We start from the raw sequence: 22,368 nt of genomic DNA on the forward strand, positions 1-22,368 counted from the left end.
GAGCAGGGTGGCGGCGTCGGCGGACGCCGGCTCGGCCTGGAGCCAGTCCCGCGCCCAGGCGGCGGCGTAGGGCTCCCGGGCGAGCACGGTCACCCGGTGGCCGCGGCGGTCCCAGTCGTCACCCGTGTGCAGCAGCAGCGCGCGGGCGGCCTGCCGGCGGCCCTGCACCAACGCGGTCCGGGCGCTGCGCAGTTCCGCGTCATCGAGGGCGTCGTCGAAGGCGCCGGAGTCGTCCGGGGCGGTGTCGCCGGACTGGTCCGTGGGGGCCCGGCGAGTGCCGAGCAGGGGCGGGAGTGGGGGCACCGCGGGACTTCCTGTTTCTCGGGCTGCCATCGACCGATCACGCACAGCAAACCCCCAGCCAAGGTTTGCGTCAAGCGGAACACGGATGTTGGTGGGTTCAACTTCCCTTTCTGTCAAGGCAATTGAGAAACTCCACGCAGGTGGGACGGACCGCGGGCGGGGATTCCCGGGCGGATTCCTGTGGCGTACGCCATGGCGCCGCGCGGCAGGCCCGCGCACGATGCCGGGTCAACAGCCCGGTTCCGGGTACTGTCCGGGGCAACGCCGGCTCCGGAGCGCTACAGTCGGCCACTACGCGTCCATGGTCCGGCCGGATGATCGAGGTACGCAGCGTGTCGGTTCTGGTTCTCGTCCTCGCCGTGAGCGCGGCCTGCTGTCTGGGCTTCGGCTTCGTGCTCCAGCAGAACGCCGCGCAGCAGGCGCCGCTCAGCGACTTCCTGTCGTTCCGGCTGCTGCTGGACCTGATGCGGGTGCCGCGCTGGCTGGGCGGCCTGGGCCTGATGGTGACCGGCATGGTGCTGGGTGCGATCGCCCTCGGCAAGGGTGAGATCTCCCTGGTGGAGCCGCTGCTCGCGACCAACCTGCTGTTCGCGCTCGCGCTGTCCCGGCACCAGACCAGACAGCCCCTCGGCCGGCAGGGCTGGGCGGGCCTGCTGCTGCTCGCGGGCGGGGTGAGCGCCTTCATCATGGCGGGCGAGCCGCGCGGCGGCAGCGCGGTCACCGATCCGCTGCGGCACTGGCTGATCATCGGCGCCATGGTGGGCGCGGCCCTGATGCTCACGACGTACGCCAAGCGCTCCAGACTGAGCTGGGGCCCGGTGCTGCTGGCACTGGCCGCCGGGCTGCTGTACGGGGTGCAGGACGCGCTGACCCGGGTGAGCGGCACCCGCTTCTCCGAGGGCGGCTTCGCGGAGCTGTTCACCGGCTGGCAGCCGTACGGCGTGCTGGCGTGCGGTGTCACCGGGCTGATCCTGGTGCAGAGCGCGTTCGAGACGGCTCCGCTGCGTATGTCGCTGCCCGCGCTCACCGCCGCCGAGCCGCTCGCCGGGATCCTGTGCGGGGTGGGCTTCCTCGGTGACCGGCTGCGCACCGACACCGGGGCGCTGGCCTGGGAGGCGTCCGGACTCGCGGCGGTGGTCGCGGGCATCGTGCTCCTCGGGCTGCACCCGGCGATGCCGTGCGGCGGGGCGGACGCGGAGCCGCCGGCCCGGGACCTCCAGCGGCGCTGAGCCCCCCGCTCGCGGGCGCCGGGGCCTGCTTGGATACCGGTATGAACCCTGCTGACGAGATCCTCGACATCGTCGACGAACACGACCGGGTCGTCGGCCGGTCCCCGCGCGGCGAGGCGTACGCCCGCGGGCTGCGCCACCGCTGCGTCTTCGTCCAGGCCCGGGACGCCGCCGGGCGGCTCTTCGTGCACCGGCGCACGGCCACCAAGCTGGTCTTCCCCTCCCTGTACGACCTGTTCGTCGGCGGGGTGGTGGGCGCGGGCGAGTCCTACGACGAGGCGGCGCTGCGCGAGGCCGAGGAGGAGCTGGGCGTGAGCGGCCTGCCCCGGCCGGAGTACCTCTTCAAGTTCCTCTATGACGACGGCGCGGGGAAGAGCTGGTGGTCCGCGGTGTACGAGGTGCGCTGCGAGCTGCCCGTGCGGCCCCAGGTGGAGGAGGTCCAGTGGCACGGCTTCCTGACCGACGAGGAGGTCGGGCTGCGGCTCGGCGAGTGGGAGTGGGTGCCGGACGGCCTGGCGGCGTACGAGAGGCTGAGGGCGCACCGGGCCGGCCGGTGAGGCCCCGGTAAGGTCGGCCGCGTGAGCGAATTCGTGAGGAACATCCGGCTGTGGTTCGCGCCGGAACAGGTGCGGGGAGAGGGCGGCACACCCGACTACCGGTTCTCGCTCGCCAACGAGCGCACCTTCCTCGCCTGGCTGCGGACCTCGCTCGCGCTGATCGGCGGCGGATTCGCGGTGGACCAGTTCCTGCCGGACCTGCCATGGGTGTGGCGGGTCGGACTCGCGCTCGCGCTGCTGGGCGCCGGTGTGCTGTGCTCGCTGCGGGCGGTGAACCACTGGGTGCGCTGCGAGCGGGCGATGCGGCGCGGCGAGGACCTGCCCGCGTCCCGCTTCCCGGCCGTGCTGAGCCTGGTCGTGGCGGTGGTGGCCGTCGCGATGGTCGTGGTGGTGCTGGTCGGATGGGCAGGGTGACGGCGGGGGCGGACACGGCCGGCCGGGACCCGGGGCTCCAGCCCGAGCGGACCCGGCTCGCCTGGCGGCGTACGACGCTCTCGGCCGCCGTCGCCGCGGTGCTCGCGGTGAGGAACGCGCTGCACGGCGGTGTCACGGCCACCGGGATCCTCGTGTGCGCGGTGTGCTGTGCGCTCTGGCTGGGGTTCCTGGCGGTGGCCCAGCACCGCATCCGGGCCCTCGCGGCCGGCCCCCGTCCGCCGGCCCTGGCACCCCGGCTCGCCACGGCGGCCGTGCTGTGCGCGGTGGCGCTGGCGGTCTGCGCCGCCGTGCTGGTGTTCTAGCGGCACTCCCCCACCCGGGCCGTTGCTCGTCTACTCGTTCTCCCGGTCGACCGCGACCACGATCTTCCCGCGGGTGCGGCCCTCCTGGTTCAGCCGCTGCGCGTCCGCCGTCCGCTCCAGCGGGAACGTCTCCTGGACGTGCACCGACAGGGCGCCCTGCTCGGCCAGTTCGGTCAGCCGGGTGAGGTCCTCGGCGTCCGGGCGGACGAAGCAGTAGCGGCCGCCGTAGCCGACCACCTCGGGGTCGGCGATCGAGGCCAGCCGGCCCTCCGGGGCGAGCAGGTTGGCCGAGGTCTTCAGCGTGTCGCCGCCGATGGTGTCGAAGACCGCGTCCACGCCCTCGGGGGCGAGCCCGCGCACCCGTTCGGCCAGGCCCTCGCCGTAGGCCACCGGTTCACCGCCGAGGGAGCGGACGTAGTCGTGGTTGCGTTCGCTCGCGGTGCCGATGACCCGGGCGCCGAGGTGGACGGCGATCTGGACGGCCAGGGAGCCGACCCCGCCGGCCGCCGCGTGCACCAGGACGGTCTCGCCGCGCCCGACCTCCAGCGCCTTGACCAGCACCTGGTAGGCGGTGAGCCCGGCCAGCGGGAGCCCGGCGGCCTCCTCGAAGGACAGGTTGCGCGGCTTGCGGGCCAGCGTGCGCACGGGCGCGGCGACGTACTCGGCGCAGGTGCCCCGGGAGAGGAAGTCCTCGCGGACGTAGCCGATCACCTCGTCGCCGACGGAGAACTCCGTGACGGAGGCGCCGGGCCGGACGACCACCCCGCTGACGTCCCAGCCCGGGACCACGGGGAAGACGGCGTCCAGGAAGGCGTCGAGATGGCCCTCGCGGCACTTCCAGTCGACGGGATTGACGGCGGACGCCCGCACCTTCACCAGTACCTGGTCGGGACCGACCTTCGGGTCGCGCACCTCCCCGTACTCCAGCACCTCGGGACCGCCGTAGCGGCTGTAGCTGATGCCCTTCATGCCCTCGACCCTCCGGGGTACTCGTCCGCCACGCAACCGGGATGCCCCGGTATGCCCCTTTCGCGCGCGTAGCCTGTCCGTCGTCACACCCCTGTACCCCCCGAAGGTGAGCACCATGACCACCCTTCACCAGGAACACACCGAGCACGGGACGCACCGCCACGGCCCGGAGTGCGGGCACGCGGCCGTGCCGCACGGCGACCACCTCGACTACGCGCACGACGGCCATCTGCACCGCGAGCACGAGGGCCACTGGGACGAGTGCGAGCCCGCCGGGCACACCACGCACGAGGGACACGAGCACGTGCACCACGACGAGTGCGGGCACGCGCAGGTGCGGCACGGCGACCACGTCGACTATCTGCACGACGGCCACCGGCACGCTGAGCACGGGGACCACTGGGACGACCACTGAGAGTCTGACGGCAGGCCGACGGCTCCCCGGACAGCACGTCCGGGGAGCCGTCGGCCTATCGTGGCTCCGGTCACGTTTCCCGCCACGTCGAGCGCGCGCACTGGACTACATACCGACCGGTCGGCATCATGAGTCGCGTCATGTTCACCCGTTCGTAGGAGTGATGAATGAGCGCCGACCACCCGCCCGGACTCGACCTGGACCGGCTGCGCGCCCTGCTCGACCGCGAGCGCCCGGGCCTGGTGCACGGCCCCCTGAGCGGACGGCTGATCGAGGGCGGACGGTCGAACCTCACCTACGCGCTCTCCGACGGCACCTCGAAGTGGGTCGTACGCCGGCCGCCGCTCGGCCATGTGCTGGCCACCGCGCACGACATGAGGCGCGAGCACCGCGTGATCAGCGCCCTGCACCCGACGTCGGTGCCGGTCCCCCGTCCCCTGCTGCTGTGCGAGGACGAGGAGGTGCTGGGGGCGCCGTTCTACGTCATGGAGTTCGTCGAGGGCACCCCGTACCGCACCGCCCAGCAGCTCGCCCCGCTCGGCGCGGAGCGCACCCGTGACGCCGTGCTGTCCCTTGTGGACACGCTGGTGGAGCTGCACGCCGTGGACCCCGCCGAGGTGGGCCTCGCGGACTTCGGCCGCCCGGAGGGCTTCCTGGACCGGCAGTTGCGCCGCTGGGGCAAGCAGCTGGACGCCTCCCGCAACCGCGACCTGCCCGGCATCGAGGAGCTGCACGCCGCCCTCGGCCGCGCGCTGCCCGTCTCGCCCGCCCCGGCCGTCGTACACGGCGACTACCGCCTCGACAACGTCCTGATCGGGGACGACGACCGGATCAAGGCCATCCTCGACTGGGAGATGTCCACGCTCGGCGACCCGCTGACCGACCTCGGTCTGCTGGTGATGTACAGCCAGCCGCTGGGCACGCCCCACTCCCCCGTCTCCACCACCGCCGAGGCCCCGGGGCACCCCGCCCCGCGGGAGCTGATCGAGCGGTACGCCGAGCGCTCGGGGCGGGACGTGTCGGCCGTCTCCTGGTACACGGCCTTCGCCTGGTTCAAGCTGGCCGTGATCCTGGAGGGCATCCACTACCGGTACACGCTCGGCCAGACGGTCGGACGCGGCTTCGACCGCATCGGCGACCTCGTACCCGTCTTCATCGACCACGGACTGACCACTCTTCAGGAAGGCTGACCGTCATGGACTTCGCGTTCGACGCGCGCACCGAGGAGCTGCGCGCCAAGCTCCTCGCCTTCATGGACGAGTACGTGTACCCGGCCGAGGCGGTCGCCGAGGAGCAGCGGGCCGCGCTCGCCTCCCCCTGGGACACCCCGGCCGTGGTCGAGGAGCTGAAGGCCGAGGCCCGCAGGCAGGGGCTGTGGAACCTGTTCCTGCCCGACGCCGAGTACGGGGCCGGGCTGACGAACCTGCAGTACGCGCCGCTCGCCGAGATCACCGGCCGCTCCCCGCACCTCGCGCCCACCGCCCTCAACTGCGCGGCGCCGGACACCGGCAACATGGAGGTGCTGGCGCAGTTCGGCAGCGAACAGCAGAAGAAGCAGTGGCTGGAGCCGCTGCTGGCCGGTGAGATCCGCTCGGCGTTCGCGATGACCGAGCCGGAGGTGGCCTCCTCGGACGCCACCAACATCACCACGCACATCGAGCGGGACGGCGACGAGTACGTCATCACGGGCCGCAAGTGGTACATCTCCGGGGCGATGAACCCGGACTGCAGGATCTTCATCGTGATGGGCAAGACGGACCCGGACGGCGCCGACATCCGCCGGCAGCAGTCCATGGTCCTGGTCCCGCGGGACACCCCGGGCGTGACCGTGCGGCGGGCGATGAAGGTCTTCGGCTACGAGGACCACTCGCACGGCGGCCACGCCGAGGTGGTCTTCGACCACGCGCGCGTGCCGGTGTCGAACCTGATCGGCGAGGAGGGCGGCGGTTTCGCCATCGCCCAGGCCCGGCTCGGCCCCGGCCGGATCCACCACTGCATGCGGCTGATCGGCATGGCCGAGCGGGCGATCGAGCTGATGTGCCGCCGGGCGGTGTCCCGTACGGCGTTCGGCAAGGCGCTGGCCCAGCAGGGCGTGGTCCAGAACTGGATCGCCGACGCCCGGGTCACCGTGGAGCAGCTGCGGCTGCTGGTGCTGAAGACGGCCTGGCTGATGGACACCGTCGGCAACCGGGGCGCCCACACCGAGATCCAGGCCATCAAGATCGCCACCCCGCGCGCGGTGGTCGGCATCCTGGACCGGGCGATCCAGCTGCACGGCGCGGGCGGCGTGAGCCAGGACTTCCCGCTGGCGGACCTGTACGCCGGCGCCCGCACCCTGATGCTCGCCGACGGCCCGGACGAGGTCCACCAGCGCTCGCTGGCGCGCCGGGAGCTGAAGAAGTACCTGTAGTGAAGCATGGGCAAGGGGGGCGGCCCGCTGTGCGGCCGCCCCCCTTGCCCGTGCCGTGGTCAGGGCCGCAGCGCCCGCAGCAGCAGGTCGGCGAGCTGGTCGGCGACCTCCTGCGGGGTGAGGGGGCCGTCCGGGCGGTACCAGGTGGACAGGTGGTGGACCGAGCCGAAGTGGTAGTCCACGACCAGGTCGGCCGAGGTCGCCGTGGAGAAGACGCCGGCCTTCTGGCCCTCCTCGATGAGCGCGCGGAACCGCTCGTGGTAGCGCCGGCGCTCGGCCCGCACCTGCTTGTTCTTCTCCGGGCTCAGATGGTGCATGGAGCGGAAGAAGATCATCGCGTCGTCGAGGTTCTCGATGGTCGTCACCACGACGTCCGCCGCCGCGTCCCTCAGACGCTTCTCCACGGGCGCGTCCATGCCGGCGAAGTGGTCGAGGCGTTCCTGCTGGACGCGCAGCATACGCGCGTACACCTCGTGCAGGAGGTCGTCCTTGGAGCCGAAGTAGTGGTACAGCGCCCCCTTGGTGACGCCGGCCGCCTCCACGATCTCCTGCACGGAGGTGCGGTCGTAGCCCTGCTCCGCGAAGAGCCGGGTGGCGGCGGCAAGGAGCCGCTGCGGAACGGGTGCGCCGTCTCCGTCCGTCGTCCTGGGCACTGCCGCCACCTGCCTTTCCGTTCTGCTGCTAGTCGTCTTCGGTGCGGGAACGCAGTTCCCGCCGGAGGATCTTCCCACTCGCGGTCTTGGGCAGGTCGGGCAGGATCGTCACCTGCCGAGGATATTTGTAGGCGGCCAGTCTCTCCCTGCAGTACATCTTGAGTTCATCCGGGTCCGCCTCGGCGTCCGGACGGAGGCTGATGTACGCCTTGACGGTCTCCCCGCGGTAGCCGTCGGGGACGCCGACGACGGCCGCCTCACGCACCGCCGGATGGGTGTAGAGGACGTCCTCGACCTCGCGCGGCCACACCTTGAAGCCGGAGGCGTTGATCATGTCCTTCTTGCGGTCGACGACGTAGAGCCAGCCCAGCTCGTCCATGAACCCGATGTCGCCGGTGCGCAGCTCGCCGTCCGGGAAGGTCTCGGCGGTGGCCTCCGGGCGCCGCCAGTAGCCGGGGACCACCTGGGGCCCGCGGACGACGATCTCGCCCTGCTCGCCGAACGGCACCTCCACGCCCTGGTCGTCGACGATCCGCACGACCGTCTCCGGGCCGGGCAGGCCGACGGCCAGCGTGCCGGAGACCGGGTCGACCGGCGCCTCCAGGCCGGGCGGCACGGAGGCGCAGGGGGCGGTGCACTCGGTGAGGCCGTAGCCGTTGCGGATGTACGGACCGAAGCGCTCCCGGAACCGCTCCACCAGGGCCGGCGGCACGGGGGCGCCGCCGGAGGAGATGTTCACGAAGGACGCGAAGTGCTCCCGGGTGACCTCGGGGTGGGCGGCGAGCGCCATGAACGCGGTGGAGGGGCCGACGGTGTAGTGCGGCCGGTGCTCGGCGAACGCCTCCAGGACGGCCCCCGGCTCGAAGCGGTAGCCGAGCACGAGGGTGCCCGTGCTGTTCAGGCAGGCGCCGAACTGGCAGACCATGCCGGTGATGTGGAACAGGGGCGCGAGCGCGAAGTAGACGGGCGCGTCGGGCAGCGCGAGCCCGGTGCGCTGCCGCTCGGCGTTGTACATGATGTTGCGGTGCGTGTTGGTGGCGCCCTTGGGGGTGCCGCTGGTGCCCGAGGTGTAGCTGATCAGGGCGATGTCGTCGGGCAGCGGGTCACGGTCCTGCGGCGCCTTCGCGCCCTGCCGGGCCACGGCCACGAGGTCGTCGGCGTCGGCGGCCCGCGGCATCCGCTCGAAGGCCAGCACACGGCCGTCGCCCCGGGTCTGGAAGTCCAGCTCGCAGCCGGTGAGCACGATCCGCACCGGGGAGCCGGCGGCCGTGTCCCTGAGGTACGACTCCCAGGCCCGGTCGGAGCAGACCAGCGCGGCCACCTCGCCGTCCCGCAGGACGTGGGCGACCTCGGCCGACTTGTACATGGGGTTGACCGGCACCACGGTCGCGCCCGCCTTCCAGGCGCCGAGCACCGCCAGCACGAAGTGCGGGGAGTTCTGCAGGAGCACGGCGACCCGCTCACCGCGGCGCAGTCCGCGCTCGGCGAGGTGAGCGGCCACCGAGTCGCTCATCTCGTCCACCTCGCGGTAGCTCAGACGGGCGTCGAAGTAGGCGAGGAAGGTGCGGTCGGGGGCCTCGGCGACCGCGCCGCGCAGGGCCTGCACCAGCGAGTCGGCGGGGGCGACGGGGGCGCGCTGGGTGTCGCTGAGGAGGGCCAGCCAGGGCCTGGCCGCGTAGCGGGAATCGGTCACCGGGCCGCCTCCCACTTGCGCTGGATGTGGTTCATGCCGGCCAGCCAGCGGTCGGGGGTGCCGGCCCGGGCCTGGTAGTACTCGCCGACCTCCGGGTGGGGCAGGATCAGGAAGCGGTCCTCCTCGATGCCCCGGAACAGCGCGTCGGCCACGTCCGCCGGCTCGATCGCGGTCGGCTGGAGCACCAGGTCGCCCGCGCTGCCGGTGGCGGCCAGCATGTCGGTGCGGACGCCCTGCGGGCAGATCGCGTGCACCTTCAGGCCCCGGTGGCGGTACGTCAGCGACAGCCACTCGGCGAAGGCGTAGGCGCCGTGCTTGGTGACGCTGTAGGAGGGGGCGCCGATCATGGTGAGGAGCCCGGCGGCCGAGACGGTGGCGACGAACCGGCCGCTGCCCCGCTCCAGCCACTGCGGGAGCAGCGCGTGGGCCGCGCGGACGTGGGCCATCACGTTGACGTCCCAGGACAGCGCCCAGGACTTCTCGTCGAGCGGCCCGGCCGCCCCGCCGTCCTCGAAGGCGACTCCGGCGTTGGCGCAGTAGACGTCCACGGTGCCGCCGAGCGCGTCCCGTGCCTCGCCGATGACCGCGGAGGCGTCGCCGGGCACGGCGGTCCCGCCGATCTCCTCGGCCACCGCCTTCGCCTTCTCTGAGTCCAGGTCGTTCACCACGACCCGGGCGCCCGCGGCGGCGAACCGCCGGGCCAGCGCGGCCCCGATCCCACCGCCCGCCCCGGTGACGACCACTCCCGCATCCTGCACGGCTTCCACCATCGGTCTCCTTCGACACGACTTCGCGCGGCGCGCGTCGGCTCTGGTCGGCCCAGACTAACCGGTCGGTATGTGTGAAGGAAGGGCGAGCGCACCAACCTAAGGGCGCGGGGAACCGCGCGAACAGCCCCGGACCGTCCGCACCTTCCGAACCCACGGAGGCCACCCCATGCGCCTGTCCCGACGGAACCTTCTCGCCTCGGCCACGATGGCGGCCGTGCCCGTCGCACCGCAGCACCGCGAGCAGATGCGCACCGGCTTCGAAAGGCTCGCGGCCGGCGGATACTCCCTGCTGGAGGGCCGGCGCGTCGGAGTCGTCACCAACCCGACCGGCATCACCAGAGACGCCGAGCACATCGTCGACGTGATGCACCGGGACCCCCGGGTGAAGGTCACGGCCGTCTTCGGCCCGGAGCACGGCTTTCGCGGCACCGCCCAGGCCGGCGGCTCCGAGGGCCGCTACGACGACCCGGAGACGGGGCTGCCGGTCTACGACACGTATCTGAAGAGCGGCCGGGCCCTCGCCGACGTGTTCACCGCCTCCGGCGTCGACACGGTCGTCTTCGACATCCAGGACGTGGGCGCCCGCTTCTACACGTACATCTGGACCCTGTACGACTGCATGGAGGCGGCGCAGCTGGCCGGCAAGCGCTTCGTCGTCCTCGACCGGCCGAACCCGGTGACCGGGCGCGCGGCCCAAGGGCCGGTGCTGCACAAGGAGTTCGCCACCTTCGTCGGCCGGCAGCCGATCGCGCAGGCGCACGGGATGACCGTGGCGGAGCTGGCCCGGCTGTTCAACGGGGAGTTCCTGAGCACCCCGGTCCCGCTGGAGACCGTACTGATGACGGGCTGGCGGCGCGGGCAGTTCTACGACGCCTCCGGACTGCCCTGGGTGCCACCGAGCCCCAACATGCCCACCCCGGACACGGCGCTCGTGTACTCCGGCACCTGCATGTTCGAGGGCACCAACCTCTCGGAGGGGCGCGGCACGACGAGGCCCTTCGAACTCCTCGGCGCCGTCGGCATCGACGGCCGCTGGGCGGCCGCCGCGAACGGCCTCGGGCTGCCCGGCGTGCGGTTCCGGGAGGCGTACTTCGCGCCCACCTTCTCCAAGTTCCAGGGCACGACCGTGGGCGGGGTGCAGATCCATGTGTCCGACCGGGCCGCCTACGACCCCGTGCGCACCGGGATCGCGCTGCTGGTGACCGCGCGGAAGGTGTGGGACGGCTTCGCCTGGCGGTCGGACGACTGGATCGACAAGCTCACCGGCTCCACCCGGGTGCGCACGATGATCGACGCGGGCGCCGGCACCGACGAGGTGGTGGGCGCCTGGCAGGAGGAGCTGACCGCGTTCCGGCGAATTCGCAAGGAATATCTGCTCTACAGGTGAAGCGCGATGACTGGCCAACCTTGCCCCGGAGCAGGACGATGCGTCCGGAACGCATCGTTTCAGGGGGGACGAGGGAGCCTGGCATGGCGGATCCTGGGATGAGCGTGACTCCCTACTGGGAGCTGACCTTCGACGCGGACGGGGACGTGGACCCGGCCGAGCGCGATCATCTGACGGCGCAGGTCACGGAGCGCGGTGTCCGTGACCTGATCGTCTTCTCGCACGGCTGGAACAACGACCGTTCCGGTGCCACCGCGCTGTACCGCGATTTCTTCGCCCCGATCCCGGCGCTGGCGCCGAAGGCGCGGATCGGCTACGTGGGCGTGATCTGGCCGTCCATGCGGTTCAGCGACGAGCCGATCCCGGACTTCCCCAGGTCCGTGGCGGCCACGGAGGCGGCGGGGGCGCCCGGACCGGCGCTGGACAAGGACACCCGGCGCGCGCTGCTGGAGACCTTTCCGGGCCGGGCGACCGTCGTGGACCAGCTGGCCCGCATGCTGGACGAACGGCCGGACGGCGCCGCGGGGCTGACCGAGTTCGGCCGGCTGGTGCGGCTGCTCGTGGACGGGGCGGCCAGGGCGGGGGCGGCCGACACCGACGAGCAGGGCGAGCCGCTGGTGTTCACCGAGGACCCGGCGGCGGCCTGCGAGGAGTTCGCCGGGGCGCTGGCCGCGCTCGAAGCGCCGGACGGCGCCGAGGGATTCAGCCTGCCCGACCCGTGGGACGGCGCCAAGGAACTGCTGCGACAGGCGACGTACTACACGATGAAGGGGCGGGCCGGGACCGTCGGCGAGCACGGACTGGGGCCGGTGATCGGGCGGTTGGCGGGCGCGGCGCCCGGGGTGCGGGTGCATCTGGTCGGGCACAGCTTCGGCGGGCGGCTGGTGGCGTTCGCGCTGCGCGGGCTGCCGGACGGGGTGCGCACGGTGAAGTCCGTGACCCTGCTGGAAGGGGCCTTCTCGCACTACGCGTTCGCGGAGCGGCTGCCGCACGACCCGGACGCGGCGGGGGCGCTCAAGGACCGGCAGGGGCGGATCGACGGCCCGCTGGTGTGCTGCCACTCGCACTTCGACTCGGCGCTCGGCACGTTCTACCCGTTGGCCTCGCGGCTGTCGGGGGACGACCGTTCCTGTGTGGGCAGCGAGATCGCGGCCGTGCTGGGTCCCCAGTGGGGCGCGATGGGCCACGACGGGGTGCAGGCGGTGCCGGGCACGGTCCGGCTGGACCTCGCGGGGGCCCTGGCGAACGGGCTGCCCGCGTCGGGGTGCGTGAACGTCGACGCGGCCTCGGTCGTCTGCCGGGGCGGCCCGCCGTCCGGGGCGCACAGTGACATCGTGCACCCCGAACTGGCGCGGGTGGTGCTGGCGGCGGGCCGTATCGCCTGACCCGCCGCCGGTCACCGGTCAGGTCACCGGTGCGAGGTGTACTCCACGACCTGCTGGAAGGTGGGCCGGTTCTGCCAGCTGATCCTTCCGTGCTTGATGCCGCCCAGGGTGCGCTGGACGATCGAGTCGGCGCACCACTGGTCACCGGCCGAGCACTGGTCGTCGCCCGGGTAGACCTGGGCGGCGGTCGTCCCGGCCGCCTGCTTGAGGGTGCCGAGCAGGATGTCCCGGCAGGCGCTCAGGCTGCCGTTGCCGCAGTACTCGTGGGCGAGGCCGCCCCGCACCTGCTGCCCGAGCACCGCCCGTATGTCCTTGTCGACATAGCTCCACCAGCCGAACTGGAAGGAGCTGCCGGCGTGCGAGCCGGTCGGGCCGTGTCCGGCGGAGGGCGCCTCGTCGATCGGCAGGTTGCCGGTGAAGGCGTTGTACAGGTCGCTGCCGAGGCCCGGTTCGAACTCCGCCTTGACCAGCAGCGGCCACCAGGCGTCCAGGACGCGGATCGCGTCCGCGTCCGCGTACGTCTTCGAGCCGGCGGAGGTCTCGGTGCGGCGGGCGCCCGCGGTCAGCCACGTCTGGAGCTTGCTCACCGCGTCGGCGGCGGTGGGGTCGGTCACCGGCGCCGAGCCGATCACCTTGAGCAGTTCGGGCAGCACGTCCTCGGCGCGCAGGTCGGCGAGGGCCGCGTCCGCCATCGCCCGCACCAGCTCGGTACGGGTCACCCCGCCGGCCGCGACCAGCTTCCTCACCCGGTCGTCGAGCAGGTTGCCGCGGTGCACGGACCCGTCGCCCCAGCCGGCGGCCGAGTAGTCCTGGGCCTGCTTGTTGTTCCAGGAGACGTAGTAGTCCTGGTCCACGGAGTTGGGGTGGGCGGAGGGCGGGGTGTAGTCGGCCGTGTTGGTGGCCGGGTCCCAGTTCGCCCACTCGTACGCGGGCTGCGCCCAGACCGGGAACTCGGCGTCGACGCCGGCGGCGCGGACGGGGTTGTCACCGCTGTTGTAGTAGGCGGTGTGCCGGGAGTCGGCGTAGAACCAGTTGAAGGTGTAGTTGATGTGCTGGGCGGCCGCCTGGAAGTCCGTGGGGCCCTTGACGAAGTCGGGGTCGTTCAGCATCTGGAAGCCGATGATCGAGTCGGCCTCGTGCAGGTACGAGGAGCGCAGGGAGGTGTAGGCGACCTTCTTGCCGCCGACGGTCGCCCGGTACTCCACCGGCCCGTACTTCGTGCGCCACACCCGCATCGTGTACGACCCGGCGGCCGTGCCGTCGGCCAGGGTCGGCTTCCAGGAGTTCTTCTGCTCGACCTCGTCCATCGCGGTGCAGGCGCCGTGGTACAGGTAGTGGTGGTCGTCCTGGCACAGCTCGACGGCGTAGGTGTCGATGATGTCCTGGCCGGAGGTGGTCGCGCTCCAGGAGTAGTCCTGGCCGCGGCCGAGTTCGACGTACATGCTCAGGCCGGCGAAGGAGGCGCCGCGGGCGCTGATGCCGGGGCCCTGGATCTCCTGGAGCATGAGGAGTTGCGGGGCGAAGTAGCCGGTCTGCGGCCCGAAGACGGCGATCGGATGGCCGCTCGCGGTGTGCTTGCCGCTCACCACGAGGGCGTTGGACATCCCGCGCCTGGCCGAGCTGAGCGTGGTCCTGGCGGCCGTGGCGGAGGCGCCCTCGGCCGCCGCGGTGGCCGCGCTGCCGGTGCGGTCGTAGACGAGCGGTTCCTGGGTCACCGAGCCGGAATCGGGCAGGGCCTCGCCCTTGGCGTCGGCGGGCTTGGTCGCGTACGGGAAGCTCTGGCCGTCGTGGAGGGTGAGCACGGCCTCGGGGTCGTTGCGCTCGCGGAAGGACTCCCAGACCCTGGTGCCCTCCTCGACACCGTACTTGGACTGGGCGGCCATCAGGGAGAGGGCGTTGTTGACCTCGCCGCCGCCACCGGAGCCGAACAGCGAGCCGATGACGGAGGCCAGCGCCACCAGGTCGGTGATCTTGAAGTGGTCGATGGTGCCGGCGTTGGTGATCGCGTCCTTGTGGCCGGTGAGGTCGTACTCGCCGGGGAAGTAACGGCCGCTGTCGGAGGCGTCGATGTAGGCGTTGATGCCGTCGAGGTAGGCGTCGGCGTCGGCGAGGGCCTGCTTGCCGCGGGCGCCGTTGTGGGCGACGGCGTTGTCGATCTGGGCCTGGAGGTCGGCCTCGGTGTAGGGCGCGTTGCGGTAGAACTCCTGCTCCAGGCCCTGGTTGGCGGCGGCCCCGCCCGCGAAGGAGGTGAGCTGGCCACGGCCGACGTGCCGGAAGACGTCCATCAGCCAGAGCCGGTCCTCGGCCGCCGCGTACCCGGCGCCGTACTCGGTGCCGTACCGGGTGGTGCCGGTGATGTGGGGCACACCGGTCTTCTTGTCCCGGACGATCGTCACGTCGCCGCGGCCGCCGGGCTTCTCGGTGGAGGCGACCTGGTCTGACGGGACGCCGAACGAGGCGTCGTCGAAGAAGTCACCGATCGTCGCGTCGGTCAGGCCCGGGTAGCCGGTGGCCAGGCCGGCGTACGGCCCGAGCTGGTCCTCGGCGTGCGAGGGCTGGGTGCCGAAGGCCTGGTCGAGCAGGATCTGCGCGAGGGTCGCGTTGCCGTTCTCACCGGGCGGCAGGATGTCCGAACACTGGCCGCCGCAGTAGTCGTTGGGGGCGCTCGCACCCGCGGCGGCGGCCGCGGTCTGGGTGATCGGGGAGAGAAGTCCGGCTATCAGTACGCATACCGACGCGGTCTTCAGGAACCCGGGGAGTCGGCGGGACGTTCTCAGTCTGTCGAGGGCGGTACGTGGGGTTCGCCGTGGCATGGCAGCTCCTCGCGACGTGGGTGCGCGAACGTTACCGCCGGTATCCCCGAGTTTGAAGATGAACATGCGTCACTTTTTGGAGTCCGCGGGAACAGCAACGAGAAGAGATGGAGCCGAATCGCCTGTCGATACGTCTATTCGGCGACGTCCGTGCGAAGACGCCGAAGTGACCGAAGTACAGGTGCAGGTGTGACGGAGGTGCAGGGCGATGGCCGGTTTCCGGAGTCTGGCGAGACAGGTACGCGATCCGGACTGCGATCTGGCACTGCGGCGGTACTCGCTGCGCAAGTGCCTTGAGAAGTTCGCCCCTTACGGGCATCGGGCGACATGGGACCATCTGTGCGCCCGGGCGGGGTTCGGCCCCGAGGACCGCTCTCCCGACCCGGCGCGGCTCGTGGCCGCGCTGGAGGAACTGGAGGAGGCCCGTACCGTCTGGCTCGCGTACGAGACCGAGTTCACCGAGCGGCGCAGGAAGGAGAAGCACGACGGGCTGCGCAGGCCGGGCAGCGTGGACGACTGGCACCGGCTGACCTGGGGCGGGTTCGGGGTCGCCTGGTGCGACGACCCCCGGATCCATCCCGACGAACCGCTGGCCGAGGTGCTGCGCAGGCTGATCGCCGCGCTGGAGCGGGAGCCGGGCTCCTGCTGCCCGGTGTGCGGCGCCGAACGCCTCGTGTGGAGGTACGGCCTCGACCACGAGCCGTCTTCCGGTCCGGTCTGCACCGACTGCGGGATCCTCGTCCCGCGCCCGGCGCTCTCGCCGCAGGCGCCGGCATACGCCAGGCGGGGACGGCTGCTGATGTCGGCCTGACCGACGGCTCGCGACGGGGGGTCCGAACAGGGTTCTGAACGGGGGCGCTCGGGGGGTGCGCAGGGGATGCCGCACCCCCGTGCTGTGCGACGACGGGCCGGGACCGTTGTCGGTGGCGCCTGGCACCATCGGGACATGGTGCAGGTATGTCTCAACGGACGCCGTACGGCCGCCGACGGCACGGCGGTGCCCATGTCGCCCGAGGACATGGCGCGTTCCGCCGCGGCCGCCGTCGCGGCGGGGGCCACGGAGATCCATGTCCACCCGAAGACCCCGTGCGGGCACGACTCCCTCTCCCCGCGCGCGCTCGCGCCGGCCCTCGAGGCGATACGGGCGCGGGTGACGGTGCCGGTCGGGGTGACCACGGGCGCCTGGGCCGAGCCCGATCCGGCCGCCCGGCTCGCGCGGGTGCGGACCTGGTCGGTGCTGCCCGACATGGCCTCGGTCAACTGGCATGAGCCGGGCGCCGAGGAACTCGCCCGGCAGCTGCTGGCCTCGGGCGTGGGCGTCGAGGCGGGCCTGTGGTCGGGGACCGACGGAGCGGGCCGGTTCGCGGTCTCGCCGCTCCGGACGAGGGTGCTGCGGGTGCTGGCCGAGGTGACGGATCCGGACCCGGCGACCGCCGAGGCCTCGGCGGTGGCGCTGCTGGCCGGGCTGGGCGGCGCGCACGGCCGGCCGGTGCTTCTGCACGGCGAGGAGGGCGGCACCTGGCCGGTCCTCCGGCTGGCCGGCAGGCTGGGCCTCGCCACCCGGATCGGCCTGGAGGACACGCTGTTCCTCCCCGACGGCCGGCGATCGGCCTCCAACGCCGAGTCGGTGACGGAGGGGCTGGCCCAGTACGGATCCTTCCCCCGCTCGCCGTAGGGCCACCCAAGCTCCTTCCCGTAGCGGGGAGTTGGGGCCGAAGCGGGTGACGCTACCAGCCGTAAATCCGTTCGCTCCACCGCATTCGTATCCGGAGAGTGGAGGCGATGAAACCGAACCGATGAACACGGGGAGTCCCATGTCCACGCTGCGGGTCACCGCCGAGGTGCTGACCGTCCACGACCATCCGAACGCCGACGCACTGGAGTTGGCCCAGGTGGGCCTCTACCGGGCCGTCGTCGCCAAGGGCGCGTACCGCACCGGCGAGGCCGCCGTCTACATCCCCGAGCAGTCAGTGCTGCCTCCCGGACTGATCGAGGAACTGGGGCTGACCGGGCGGCTGACCGGGTCGGCCGCCGACCGGGTCAAGGCGGTGCGGCTGCGCGGCGAGCTGTCGCAGGGCATCGTGTGCCGGCCGAAGGCGCTGGCCGGGGTCGACCTGGCGCGGGCGGCCGTGGACGGCACCGACTTCGCGGAGCGGCTGGGCATCACCAAGTGGGTGCCGCCGATCCCGCCGACCATGAACGGCGAGGTCGAGTCGGCGCCCGATCTGCTGCCCTGGGTCGACATCGAGAACATCCAGCGCTACCCGGACGTCTTCACGCCGGGCGAGCCGGTGGTGCTGACGGAGAAGGTGCACGGTTCGGCGTGCCTGCTGACGTACGTCGCCGACGAGGACCGGGCCTACGTGTCCTCCAAGGGCTTCGGCGCCAGGTCCCTGGCGCTCAGGGAGGATCCGCGGAACCTGTACTGGCGGGCGGTGCGCGGTCACGGGGTCGCCGAGGCGGCCGCCCGGCTGGCCGAGCGGCTCGGGGCGCGACGGGTCGGGATCTTCGGGGAGGTGTACGGCGCGGGGGTGCAGGACCTGGCGTACGGGGCGGACGGCCGCCGGGACACGCTGGGCTATGCGGTGTTCGACGTCTCGGCCGAGGTGGACGGTGCCGTGCCCTGGCTGGACGCGGCCGCGCTGCTCGCGGGGGAGCTCCCGGTGGTGCCCCGGCTGTACTCGGGGCCGTACGACATCGGGCGCGTGCTGGAGTTCGCGAGCGGGCGGGAGACGGTGTCGGGCCGGGGGCTGCATCTGCGCGAGGGCGTGGTGATACGGCCCGCGGTAGAGCGGTACAGCCCGGTGACCGGGGGACGCGCGATCGCGAAGGCGGTCAGTCCGGCGTACCTCACCCGGAAGGGCGGCACCGAGTACGAGTAGGCGGGGGCGGGCCGCGCTCGCGGCCCTACCGCCGCTCGGCCATGAGCCGCGACCCCGTGCGGTGATCGCCGTACACGTCGTCCGGGTTGGACAGCACGCAGGTGTCCAGCGACAGGCAGCCGCAGCCGATGCAGTCGGTGAGGTGGTCGCGAAGGCGGTTCAGCTGCTTGATCCGCTCGTCCAGTTCCGAACGCCACTTCTCGGAGAGCCGCGCCCAGTCGTCCCGGGTCGGGGTCCGCTCCTCGGGGAGTTCCGCCAGCGCCTCCCGGATGGTGGCCAAGGGGATGCCGACCCGCTGGGCCGCGCGGACGAAGGCCACCCGGCGGAGCGTGTCGCGGCTGTAGCGGCGCTGGTTGCCGGTGGTGCGGCGGCTGGTGATCAGGCCCTTGGACTCGTAGAAGTGCAGGGCGGAGACGGCGGCACCGCTGCGCGCGGACAGCTGGCCGACGGTCAGCTCGTGGATCTTCTCGGGAATCTGGGGCACTCCGCAGAGACTACCGACCGGCCCGGGCCGCGATCCGTTGACATCGTCCCCGCACCCGACCATGCTAAGCAGTTGCTTAGAGACGCGAACGAGAGGCCGGGATCATGGCAGAACCGAGGACCTTCACCTCCCCCGACGAGCTGAAGGCGGCCGTCGGCGAGCAGCTGGGCCACACCGACTGGGTGGAGGTCGACCAGAAGCGGATCGATCTGTTCGCCGAGGCCACCGGGGACCACCAGTGGATCCACGTGGACCCGGAGATGGCCGCGAAGGGTCCGTTCGGGACGACCATCGCGCACGGCTACCTCACGCTCTCGCTGCTGCCGCTCTTCGGCCCGCAGCTCATCCACGTCGAGAACGTGAAGATGGGCGTGAACTACGGGACGAACAAGGTCCGCTTCCCCTCCCCCGTCCCGGTCGGCTCCCGGCTGCGCGCCACCGCGCAGATCAGCGGCGTGGAGGACGTCACCGGCGGTGTCCAGGTGACGGTCGCGTTCACCGTCGAGCGCGAGGGCGGCGACAAGCCGGTGTGCGTCGCGGAGTCGGTGTCCCGGTACTACCTGTAGACCGCGGGACGGTCGGGGCCTACCCGGCCCCGACCATCCGCAGCACCAGGTCGGCGTAGAGCGCGCCGACCTGCTCGGGCGTGCGCGGCCCGTTGACGGTGAACCAGCGGGCCACGTCGATGCACAGGGACAGGACGGCGAGCGTGGTGCCCTGCACGTCGGGCACGTCGAACTCGCCCGCGGCCACGCCGTCCTCGATGATCCCGCGCACCTCGGCGTCGACCTGGCGGCGCAGCGCGACGATCTCGGCGCGGGCCTCGGGGCCGAGGGCGTCGAGTTCGTACTGCACGACCCGTGCGGTGGTGCGCCGCCCCGCGTGCCAGCGGACGAAGGAGCTGACGGCGTCGGCGAGCCGCTCCTTGGCGCTGCCCTCCCGGCCGGCCGCCGTGCGCAGGATGTCGAGGGCCCTGTCGTGGCCGATCCGGCTGATCCGGTGGAGCAACTCTTCCTTGGTCTTGTAGTGGATGTAGAGCGCGGCTGGGCTCATGCCGGCGCGGCCCGCGATGTCACGGGTCGTCGTCGCGTGGTAGCCGCGCTCCGCGAAGGCCTCCACGGCCGCGACGAGCAGCCGCCGGGCCGCGTCCGGGGTGACCTCTTCCCACGGCTCCACTTCGCCGCCGGTCGTCTCCGCCGCCGTACTCATCGCTCGCTCGCCCCTCTCGGTGACAGGAGCACCACCATACCGCCGACGGTGAGCGAGCGCTTAGTGCGGCCGCTCAGAGCTTTTCGAAGGGGTCGTGGTCGGCGAGGAGCTTCTCCAGCCGGGCCTGGTCGACGCGGCTGACGATCTGCCCCGCCTCCTGGCGGTCCCGGATCACCTTGGCGAGGGTGAAGGCGGAGGTGACGAGGTAGAGGACGGCGATGCCGAGGAAACCGCGCACCCAGGCGTTCGCGCTCAGCCGGAAGATGCCGATGGCCGTGGCCGCGAGGGCGATGGAGAACGACGCGACGGCCTGACCGTAGAAGGCCGCCGTGCTCTGCTGCTTGACCGGTGTCTCACTCATGACAGCGAGCATCGGCGGATGTGGCCGGCGCCACATCCGCGCAGATACTCAGACCGGCTACTCAGAACGCCGAAACCCCGGTCAGGGAACGCCCGATGAGCAGCTTCTGGATCTGGCTGGTGCCTTCGTAGAGAGTCATCACACGGGCGTCGCGCAGGAGTTTGCCGGCCGGGTACTCGTCGATGTAGCCGTAGCCGCCGAAGACCTGGAGGGCGTTGTTGGCGGCCCGGACGGCGGCCTCGGAGGCGAACAGCTTGGCCTTGGAGGACTCGACGGCGAACGGCTCGCCCCGGTCGACCAGATCGGCGACCCGCCAGGTCAGCAGCCGGGCCGCGTCCACGTCGACGGCGATGTCGCTGATCAGTTCCTGCACCAGCTGGTGGTGGGCGATCGGCCTGCCGAACTGCTCGCGCTCCCCGGCGTACCGCACGGCCGCGTCCAGCGCGGCCTGGGCTATGCCCACGCAGCCGGCGGCCACGGACATCCGCCCCTTGGCGAGCGCGGACATGGCGACGGAGAAGCCCTTGCCCTCCTCGCCCAGCATCGCCGAGGCGGGTACGCGGACGTCCTCCAGGACGAGTTCGGCGGTGGCCTGGCCGCGCAGGCCGAGCTTGCCGTGGATGGTGCGGCGGCTCAGTCCGGGCGTGTCGGTGGGCACCAGGAAGGCCGTCACCCCCTTGTGGCCGGGGGCGTCGGTGGAGCGGGCGAAGAGCAGGACGACATCGGCCCAGGTGCCGTTGGTGATGAACATCTTGGTGCCGTTGACGACGTACTCGTCGCCGTCGCGCACGGCCCGGGTGGTGAGGTTGCCCGCGTCGGAGCCGGTGCCGGGCTCGGTGAGGCCGAAGCAGCCGACGTACTCGCCGGCGGTCAGGCCCGGCAGCCAGCGCCGCTTCTGCTCCTCGCTCCCCCAGGCGGCGATCGTCTTGGCGACGAGCCCGAGGGACACGGACACGATGCCGCGGACGGACGAGTCCCCGCGCCCCAGCTCCTCGGTGACCAGGCAGTACGACAGATGGTCGCCACCGGAGCCGCCGTACTCCTCGTCGACGGTCAGCCCCAGGAAACCGACCTCGCCGAGCTTCTTCACGATGCCCCGGTCGACCTCCTCGGCCCGGTCCCAGGCGACCACGTGCGGGGCGATCTCACGCTCCACGAAGTCCCGGGCGAGCCGCCGGACGGCGGTCTGCTCCTCGTCGAGCCCCAGGTTCACCACGAGATCACCCCACACCAGATGGATCTTGAAAGCCGAACATTTAAATTAGCACTGCTAGTTTCCAGTCGCAGCCCTACTATGTGCGCCATGGCCCGACCGCGCAAGCCCCTCCTCAGCACCGACCGGATCGTCGAGACGGCCCGGGAACTCGTGGACCGGGAGGGCCTCGCGGCCTTCTCCACGCGCCGGCTCGCCGCCGAACTGGGGGTGAGCGGCCCCTCGCTCTACAACCACTTCCGCACGAAGGACGAGATCCTGGAGGCCGTCGCCGACTCGGTGAGCGCGCTGGTGGACCTCTCGATGTTCGAGGACGGCCGGGACTGGCGGACCGCGCTGCACGACTGGGCCGTCTCCTACCGGGCCGCCCTGCGCGACCACCCGAACATCGTCCCGGTGCTCGCGCGCGGCCCCGGGCGCCGCCCCGCGGCCCTGCGGGTGGCCGACGCCGCGTACGGCGCGATGGTCGGCGCCGGCTGGCCCCCGGCCCAGGCCACCTCCATCGGCGCGCTGATGCGTTACTTCATCATGGGCTCCGCGCTCGGCTCCTTCGCCGGGGGCTTCGTGGACGACGCGAGCGCCTACGACCCCGCCGACTACCCCCACCTCGGCCAGGCCCATCTGCTCGCCGAGCAGCAGGAGAAGATCGACGAGCGGGCCTTCGAGACCGGGCTCGCGGCCCTGCTCGACGGGCTGGCTCAGCAGTACGCGCAGGCGGGGCAGGGCGTCTAGCGACATTTCGGTGCCCGCCGAACCGTCCCCGGCGCATGCTGGGGGCATGAGCACCAAGGACTCCCGGGCCGCGGGTCCTTTGCTTGTACGGCGTCCACGTCGGGCAGGACGTCGTCCAGGACCCAGTAGTCACGGCCCTTGGTGGGCTTGCGGTAGGGCAGGACCG

Annotated in this window: 23 protein-coding genes and 2 pseudogenes; 14 read left to right on the plus strand and 11 right to left on the minus strand. The window is 72.1% G+C overall.

Features of this window, described 5'->3' with window-relative positions; genetic code table 11:
• Positions 1-303: pseudogene (locus tag ACWEN3_RS15890) on the minus strand (hypothetical protein); the annotation flags it as partial.
• Between the two features lie 332 nt (positions 304-635).
• On the opposite strand from ACWEN3_RS15890, the gene ACWEN3_RS15895 reads away from it, so the two are divergent.
• Genes ACWEN3_RS15895 through ACWEN3_RS15910 form a run of 4 tightly spaced genes read left to right on the plus strand, consistent with a single transcriptional unit; the run spans position 636 to position 2,826 of the window.
• The gene (locus ACWEN3_RS15895) at positions 636-1,532 is read left to right on the plus strand and encodes a DMT family transporter (protein WP_452970600.1); all 897 of its coding nucleotides are present in this window, start codon (positions 636-638) and stop codon (positions 1,530-1,532) included.
• Positions 1,533-1,573: 41 nt separating this feature from the next.
• The gene (locus tag ACWEN3_RS15900) at positions 1,574-2,089 is read left to right on the plus strand and encodes an NUDIX domain-containing protein (protein ID WP_452970602.1); all 516 of its coding nucleotides are present in this window, start codon (positions 1,574-1,576) and stop codon (positions 2,087-2,089) included.
• Positions 2,090-2,110: 21 nt separating this feature from the next.
• Positions 2,111-2,503, plus strand: coding sequence for a YidH family protein (locus ACWEN3_RS15905; RefSeq protein WP_452970603.1), 393 nt, complete (start codon positions 2,111-2,113; stop codon positions 2,501-2,503).
• On the plus strand, positions 2,491-2,826 hold the full coding sequence (locus ACWEN3_RS15910) for a DUF202 domain-containing protein (RefSeq protein WP_452970606.1): 336 nt from the start codon (positions 2,491-2,493) through the stop codon (positions 2,824-2,826). The genes ACWEN3_RS15905 and ACWEN3_RS15910 overlap by 13 nt, the downstream gene beginning before the upstream one ends.
• A gap of 30 nt (positions 2,827-2,856) precedes the next feature.
• Here the strand turns inward: ACWEN3_RS15910 and ACWEN3_RS15915 are convergent, their stop codons facing one another.
• Positions 2,857-3,795: an NADP-dependent oxidoreductase gene (locus ACWEN3_RS15915; RefSeq protein ID WP_452970609.1), complete on the minus strand. Its 939-nt coding sequence runs from the start codon at positions 3,793-3,795 to the stop codon at positions 2,857-2,859.
• A 115-nt stretch (positions 3,796-3,910) separates the two neighbouring features.
• Here ACWEN3_RS15915 and ACWEN3_RS15920 point away from each other — a divergent pair, with 115 nt between their 5' ends.
• From ACWEN3_RS15920 to ACWEN3_RS15930, 3 genes are all read left to right on the plus strand, one after another.
• Complete coding sequence (locus tag ACWEN3_RS15920) at positions 3,911-4,210, plus strand: hypothetical protein (RefSeq protein WP_452970611.1); 300 nt, start codon at positions 3,911-3,913, stop codon at positions 4,208-4,210.
• Between the two features lie 167 nt (positions 4,211-4,377).
• Positions 4,378-5,400, plus strand: a complete 1,023-nt coding sequence (locus ACWEN3_RS15925) for a phosphotransferase family protein (protein ID WP_452970613.1) — start codon at positions 4,378-4,380, stop codon at positions 5,398-5,400.
• A 5-nt stretch (positions 5,401-5,405) separates the two neighbouring features.
• Positions 5,406-6,620: an acyl-CoA dehydrogenase gene (locus ACWEN3_RS15930; protein ID WP_452970615.1), complete on the plus strand. Its 1,215-nt coding sequence runs from the start codon at positions 5,406-5,408 to the stop codon at positions 6,618-6,620.
• Positions 6,621-6,679: 59 nt separating this feature from the next.
• Here the strand turns inward: ACWEN3_RS15930 and ACWEN3_RS15935 are convergent, their stop codons facing one another.
• From ACWEN3_RS15935 to ACWEN3_RS15945, 3 genes are read right to left on the minus strand one after another with little or no spacing between them, the layout of a single operon-like run.
• On the minus strand, positions 6,680-7,273 hold the full coding sequence (locus ACWEN3_RS15935) for a TetR/AcrR family transcriptional regulator (protein WP_452970617.1): 594 nt from the start codon (positions 7,271-7,273) through the stop codon (positions 6,680-6,682).
• A gap of 28 nt (positions 7,274-7,301) precedes the next feature.
• Positions 7,302-8,966 carry a class I adenylate-forming enzyme family protein gene (locus ACWEN3_RS15940; protein WP_452970620.1) on the minus strand — a complete coding sequence of 555 codons (1,665 nt, stop codon included), beginning with the start codon at positions 8,964-8,966 and terminating at the stop codon, positions 7,302-7,304.
• Positions 8,963-9,736: an SDR family oxidoreductase gene (locus ACWEN3_RS15945; RefSeq protein WP_452970622.1), complete on the minus strand. Its 774-nt coding sequence runs from the start codon at positions 9,734-9,736 to the stop codon at positions 8,963-8,965. Before ACWEN3_RS15945 ends, ACWEN3_RS15940 begins: the two co-directional genes overlap by 4 nt.
• 166 nt (positions 9,737-9,902) lie before the next feature.
• Here ACWEN3_RS15945 and ACWEN3_RS15950 point away from each other — a divergent pair, with 166 nt between their 5' ends.
• Both ACWEN3_RS15950 and ACWEN3_RS15955 read left to right on the plus strand, forming a co-directional pair.
• On the plus strand, positions 9,903-11,123 hold the full coding sequence (locus ACWEN3_RS15950) for an exo-beta-N-acetylmuramidase NamZ family protein (RefSeq protein WP_452970625.1): 1,221 nt from the start codon (positions 9,903-9,905) through the stop codon (positions 11,121-11,123).
• An 83-nt stretch (positions 11,124-11,206) separates the two neighbouring features.
• Positions 11,207-12,508, plus strand: coding sequence for a serine-threonine protein kinase (locus ACWEN3_RS15955; RefSeq protein WP_452970627.1), 1,302 nt, complete (start codon positions 11,207-11,209; stop codon positions 12,506-12,508).
• A 23-nt stretch (positions 12,509-12,531) separates the two neighbouring features.
• Here ACWEN3_RS15955 and ACWEN3_RS15960 read toward each other — a convergent pair whose 3' ends face one another.
• Positions 12,532-15,321, minus strand: a complete 2,790-nt coding sequence (locus tag ACWEN3_RS15960) for a penicillin acylase family protein (protein ID WP_452970630.1) — start codon at positions 15,319-15,321, stop codon at positions 12,532-12,534.
• A 208-nt stretch (positions 15,322-15,529) separates the two neighbouring features.
• Here ACWEN3_RS15960 and ACWEN3_RS15965 point away from each other — a divergent pair, with 208 nt between their 5' ends.
• The 3 genes from ACWEN3_RS15965 (at position 15,530) to ACWEN3_RS15975 (ending at position 18,203) form a co-directional block, all read left to right on the plus strand.
• Positions 15,530-16,132 carry a hypothetical protein gene (locus ACWEN3_RS15965; RefSeq protein ID WP_452970632.1) on the plus strand — a complete coding sequence of 201 codons (603 nt, stop codon included), beginning with the start codon at positions 15,530-15,532 and terminating at the stop codon, positions 16,130-16,132.
• A 135-nt stretch (positions 16,133-16,267) separates the two neighbouring features.
• Positions 16,268-16,996 carry a 3-keto-5-aminohexanoate cleavage protein gene (locus ACWEN3_RS15970; RefSeq protein ID WP_452970635.1) on the plus strand — a complete coding sequence of 243 codons (729 nt, stop codon included), beginning with the start codon at positions 16,268-16,270 and terminating at the stop codon, positions 16,994-16,996.
• 139 nt (positions 16,997-17,135) lie between these two features.
• On the plus strand, positions 17,136-18,203 hold the full coding sequence (locus ACWEN3_RS15975) for an RNA ligase (ATP) (protein WP_452970638.1): 1,068 nt from the start codon (positions 17,136-17,138) through the stop codon (positions 18,201-18,203).
• A 25-nt stretch (positions 18,204-18,228) separates the two neighbouring features.
• Here the strand turns inward: ACWEN3_RS15975 and soxR are convergent, their stop codons facing one another.
• On the minus strand, positions 18,229-18,687 hold the full coding sequence (gene soxR, locus ACWEN3_RS15980) for a redox-sensitive transcriptional activator SoxR (RefSeq protein WP_452970641.1): 459 nt from the start codon (positions 18,685-18,687) through the stop codon (positions 18,229-18,231).
• A 104-nt stretch (positions 18,688-18,791) separates the two neighbouring features.
• Here soxR and ACWEN3_RS15985 point away from each other — a divergent pair, with 104 nt between their 5' ends.
• Positions 18,792-19,253 (plus strand): MaoC family dehydratase, encoded by a 462-nt coding sequence (locus ACWEN3_RS15985; protein WP_452970642.1) that lies wholly within the window; start codon positions 18,792-18,794, stop codon positions 19,251-19,253.
• 19 nt (positions 19,254-19,272) lie between these two features.
• Here ACWEN3_RS15985 and ACWEN3_RS15990 read toward each other — a convergent pair whose 3' ends face one another.
• From ACWEN3_RS15990 to ACWEN3_RS16000, 3 genes are all read right to left on the minus strand, one after another.
• Positions 19,273-19,896 carry a TetR/AcrR family transcriptional regulator gene (locus ACWEN3_RS15990; RefSeq protein ID WP_452970645.1) on the minus strand — a complete coding sequence of 208 codons (624 nt, stop codon included), beginning with the start codon at positions 19,894-19,896 and terminating at the stop codon, positions 19,273-19,275.
• 73 nt (positions 19,897-19,969) lie between these two features.
• Positions 19,970-20,257 carry a YiaA/YiaB family inner membrane protein gene (locus tag ACWEN3_RS15995; protein WP_452970648.1) on the minus strand — a complete coding sequence of 96 codons (288 nt, stop codon included), beginning with the start codon at positions 20,255-20,257 and terminating at the stop codon, positions 19,970-19,972.
• A gap of 61 nt (positions 20,258-20,318) precedes the next feature.
• Positions 20,319-21,470: an acyl-CoA dehydrogenase family protein gene (locus ACWEN3_RS16000; RefSeq protein ID WP_452970653.1), complete on the minus strand. Its 1,152-nt coding sequence runs from the start codon at positions 21,468-21,470 to the stop codon at positions 20,319-20,321.
• Positions 21,471-21,560: 90 nt separating this feature from the next.
• Here ACWEN3_RS16000 and ACWEN3_RS16005 point away from each other — a divergent pair, with 90 nt between their 5' ends.
• Positions 21,561-22,202, plus strand: coding sequence for a TetR/AcrR family transcriptional regulator (locus ACWEN3_RS16005; protein WP_452970651.1), 642 nt, complete (start codon positions 21,561-21,563; stop codon positions 22,200-22,202).
• Positions 22,203-22,279: 77 nt separating this feature from the next.
• Here ACWEN3_RS16005 and ACWEN3_RS16010 read toward each other — a convergent pair.
• Positions 22,280-22,368: pseudogene (locus ACWEN3_RS16010) on the minus strand (DUF6445 family protein); the annotation flags it as partial.

It is taken from the genome of Streptomyces sp. NPDC004561 (assembly GCF_053602155.1).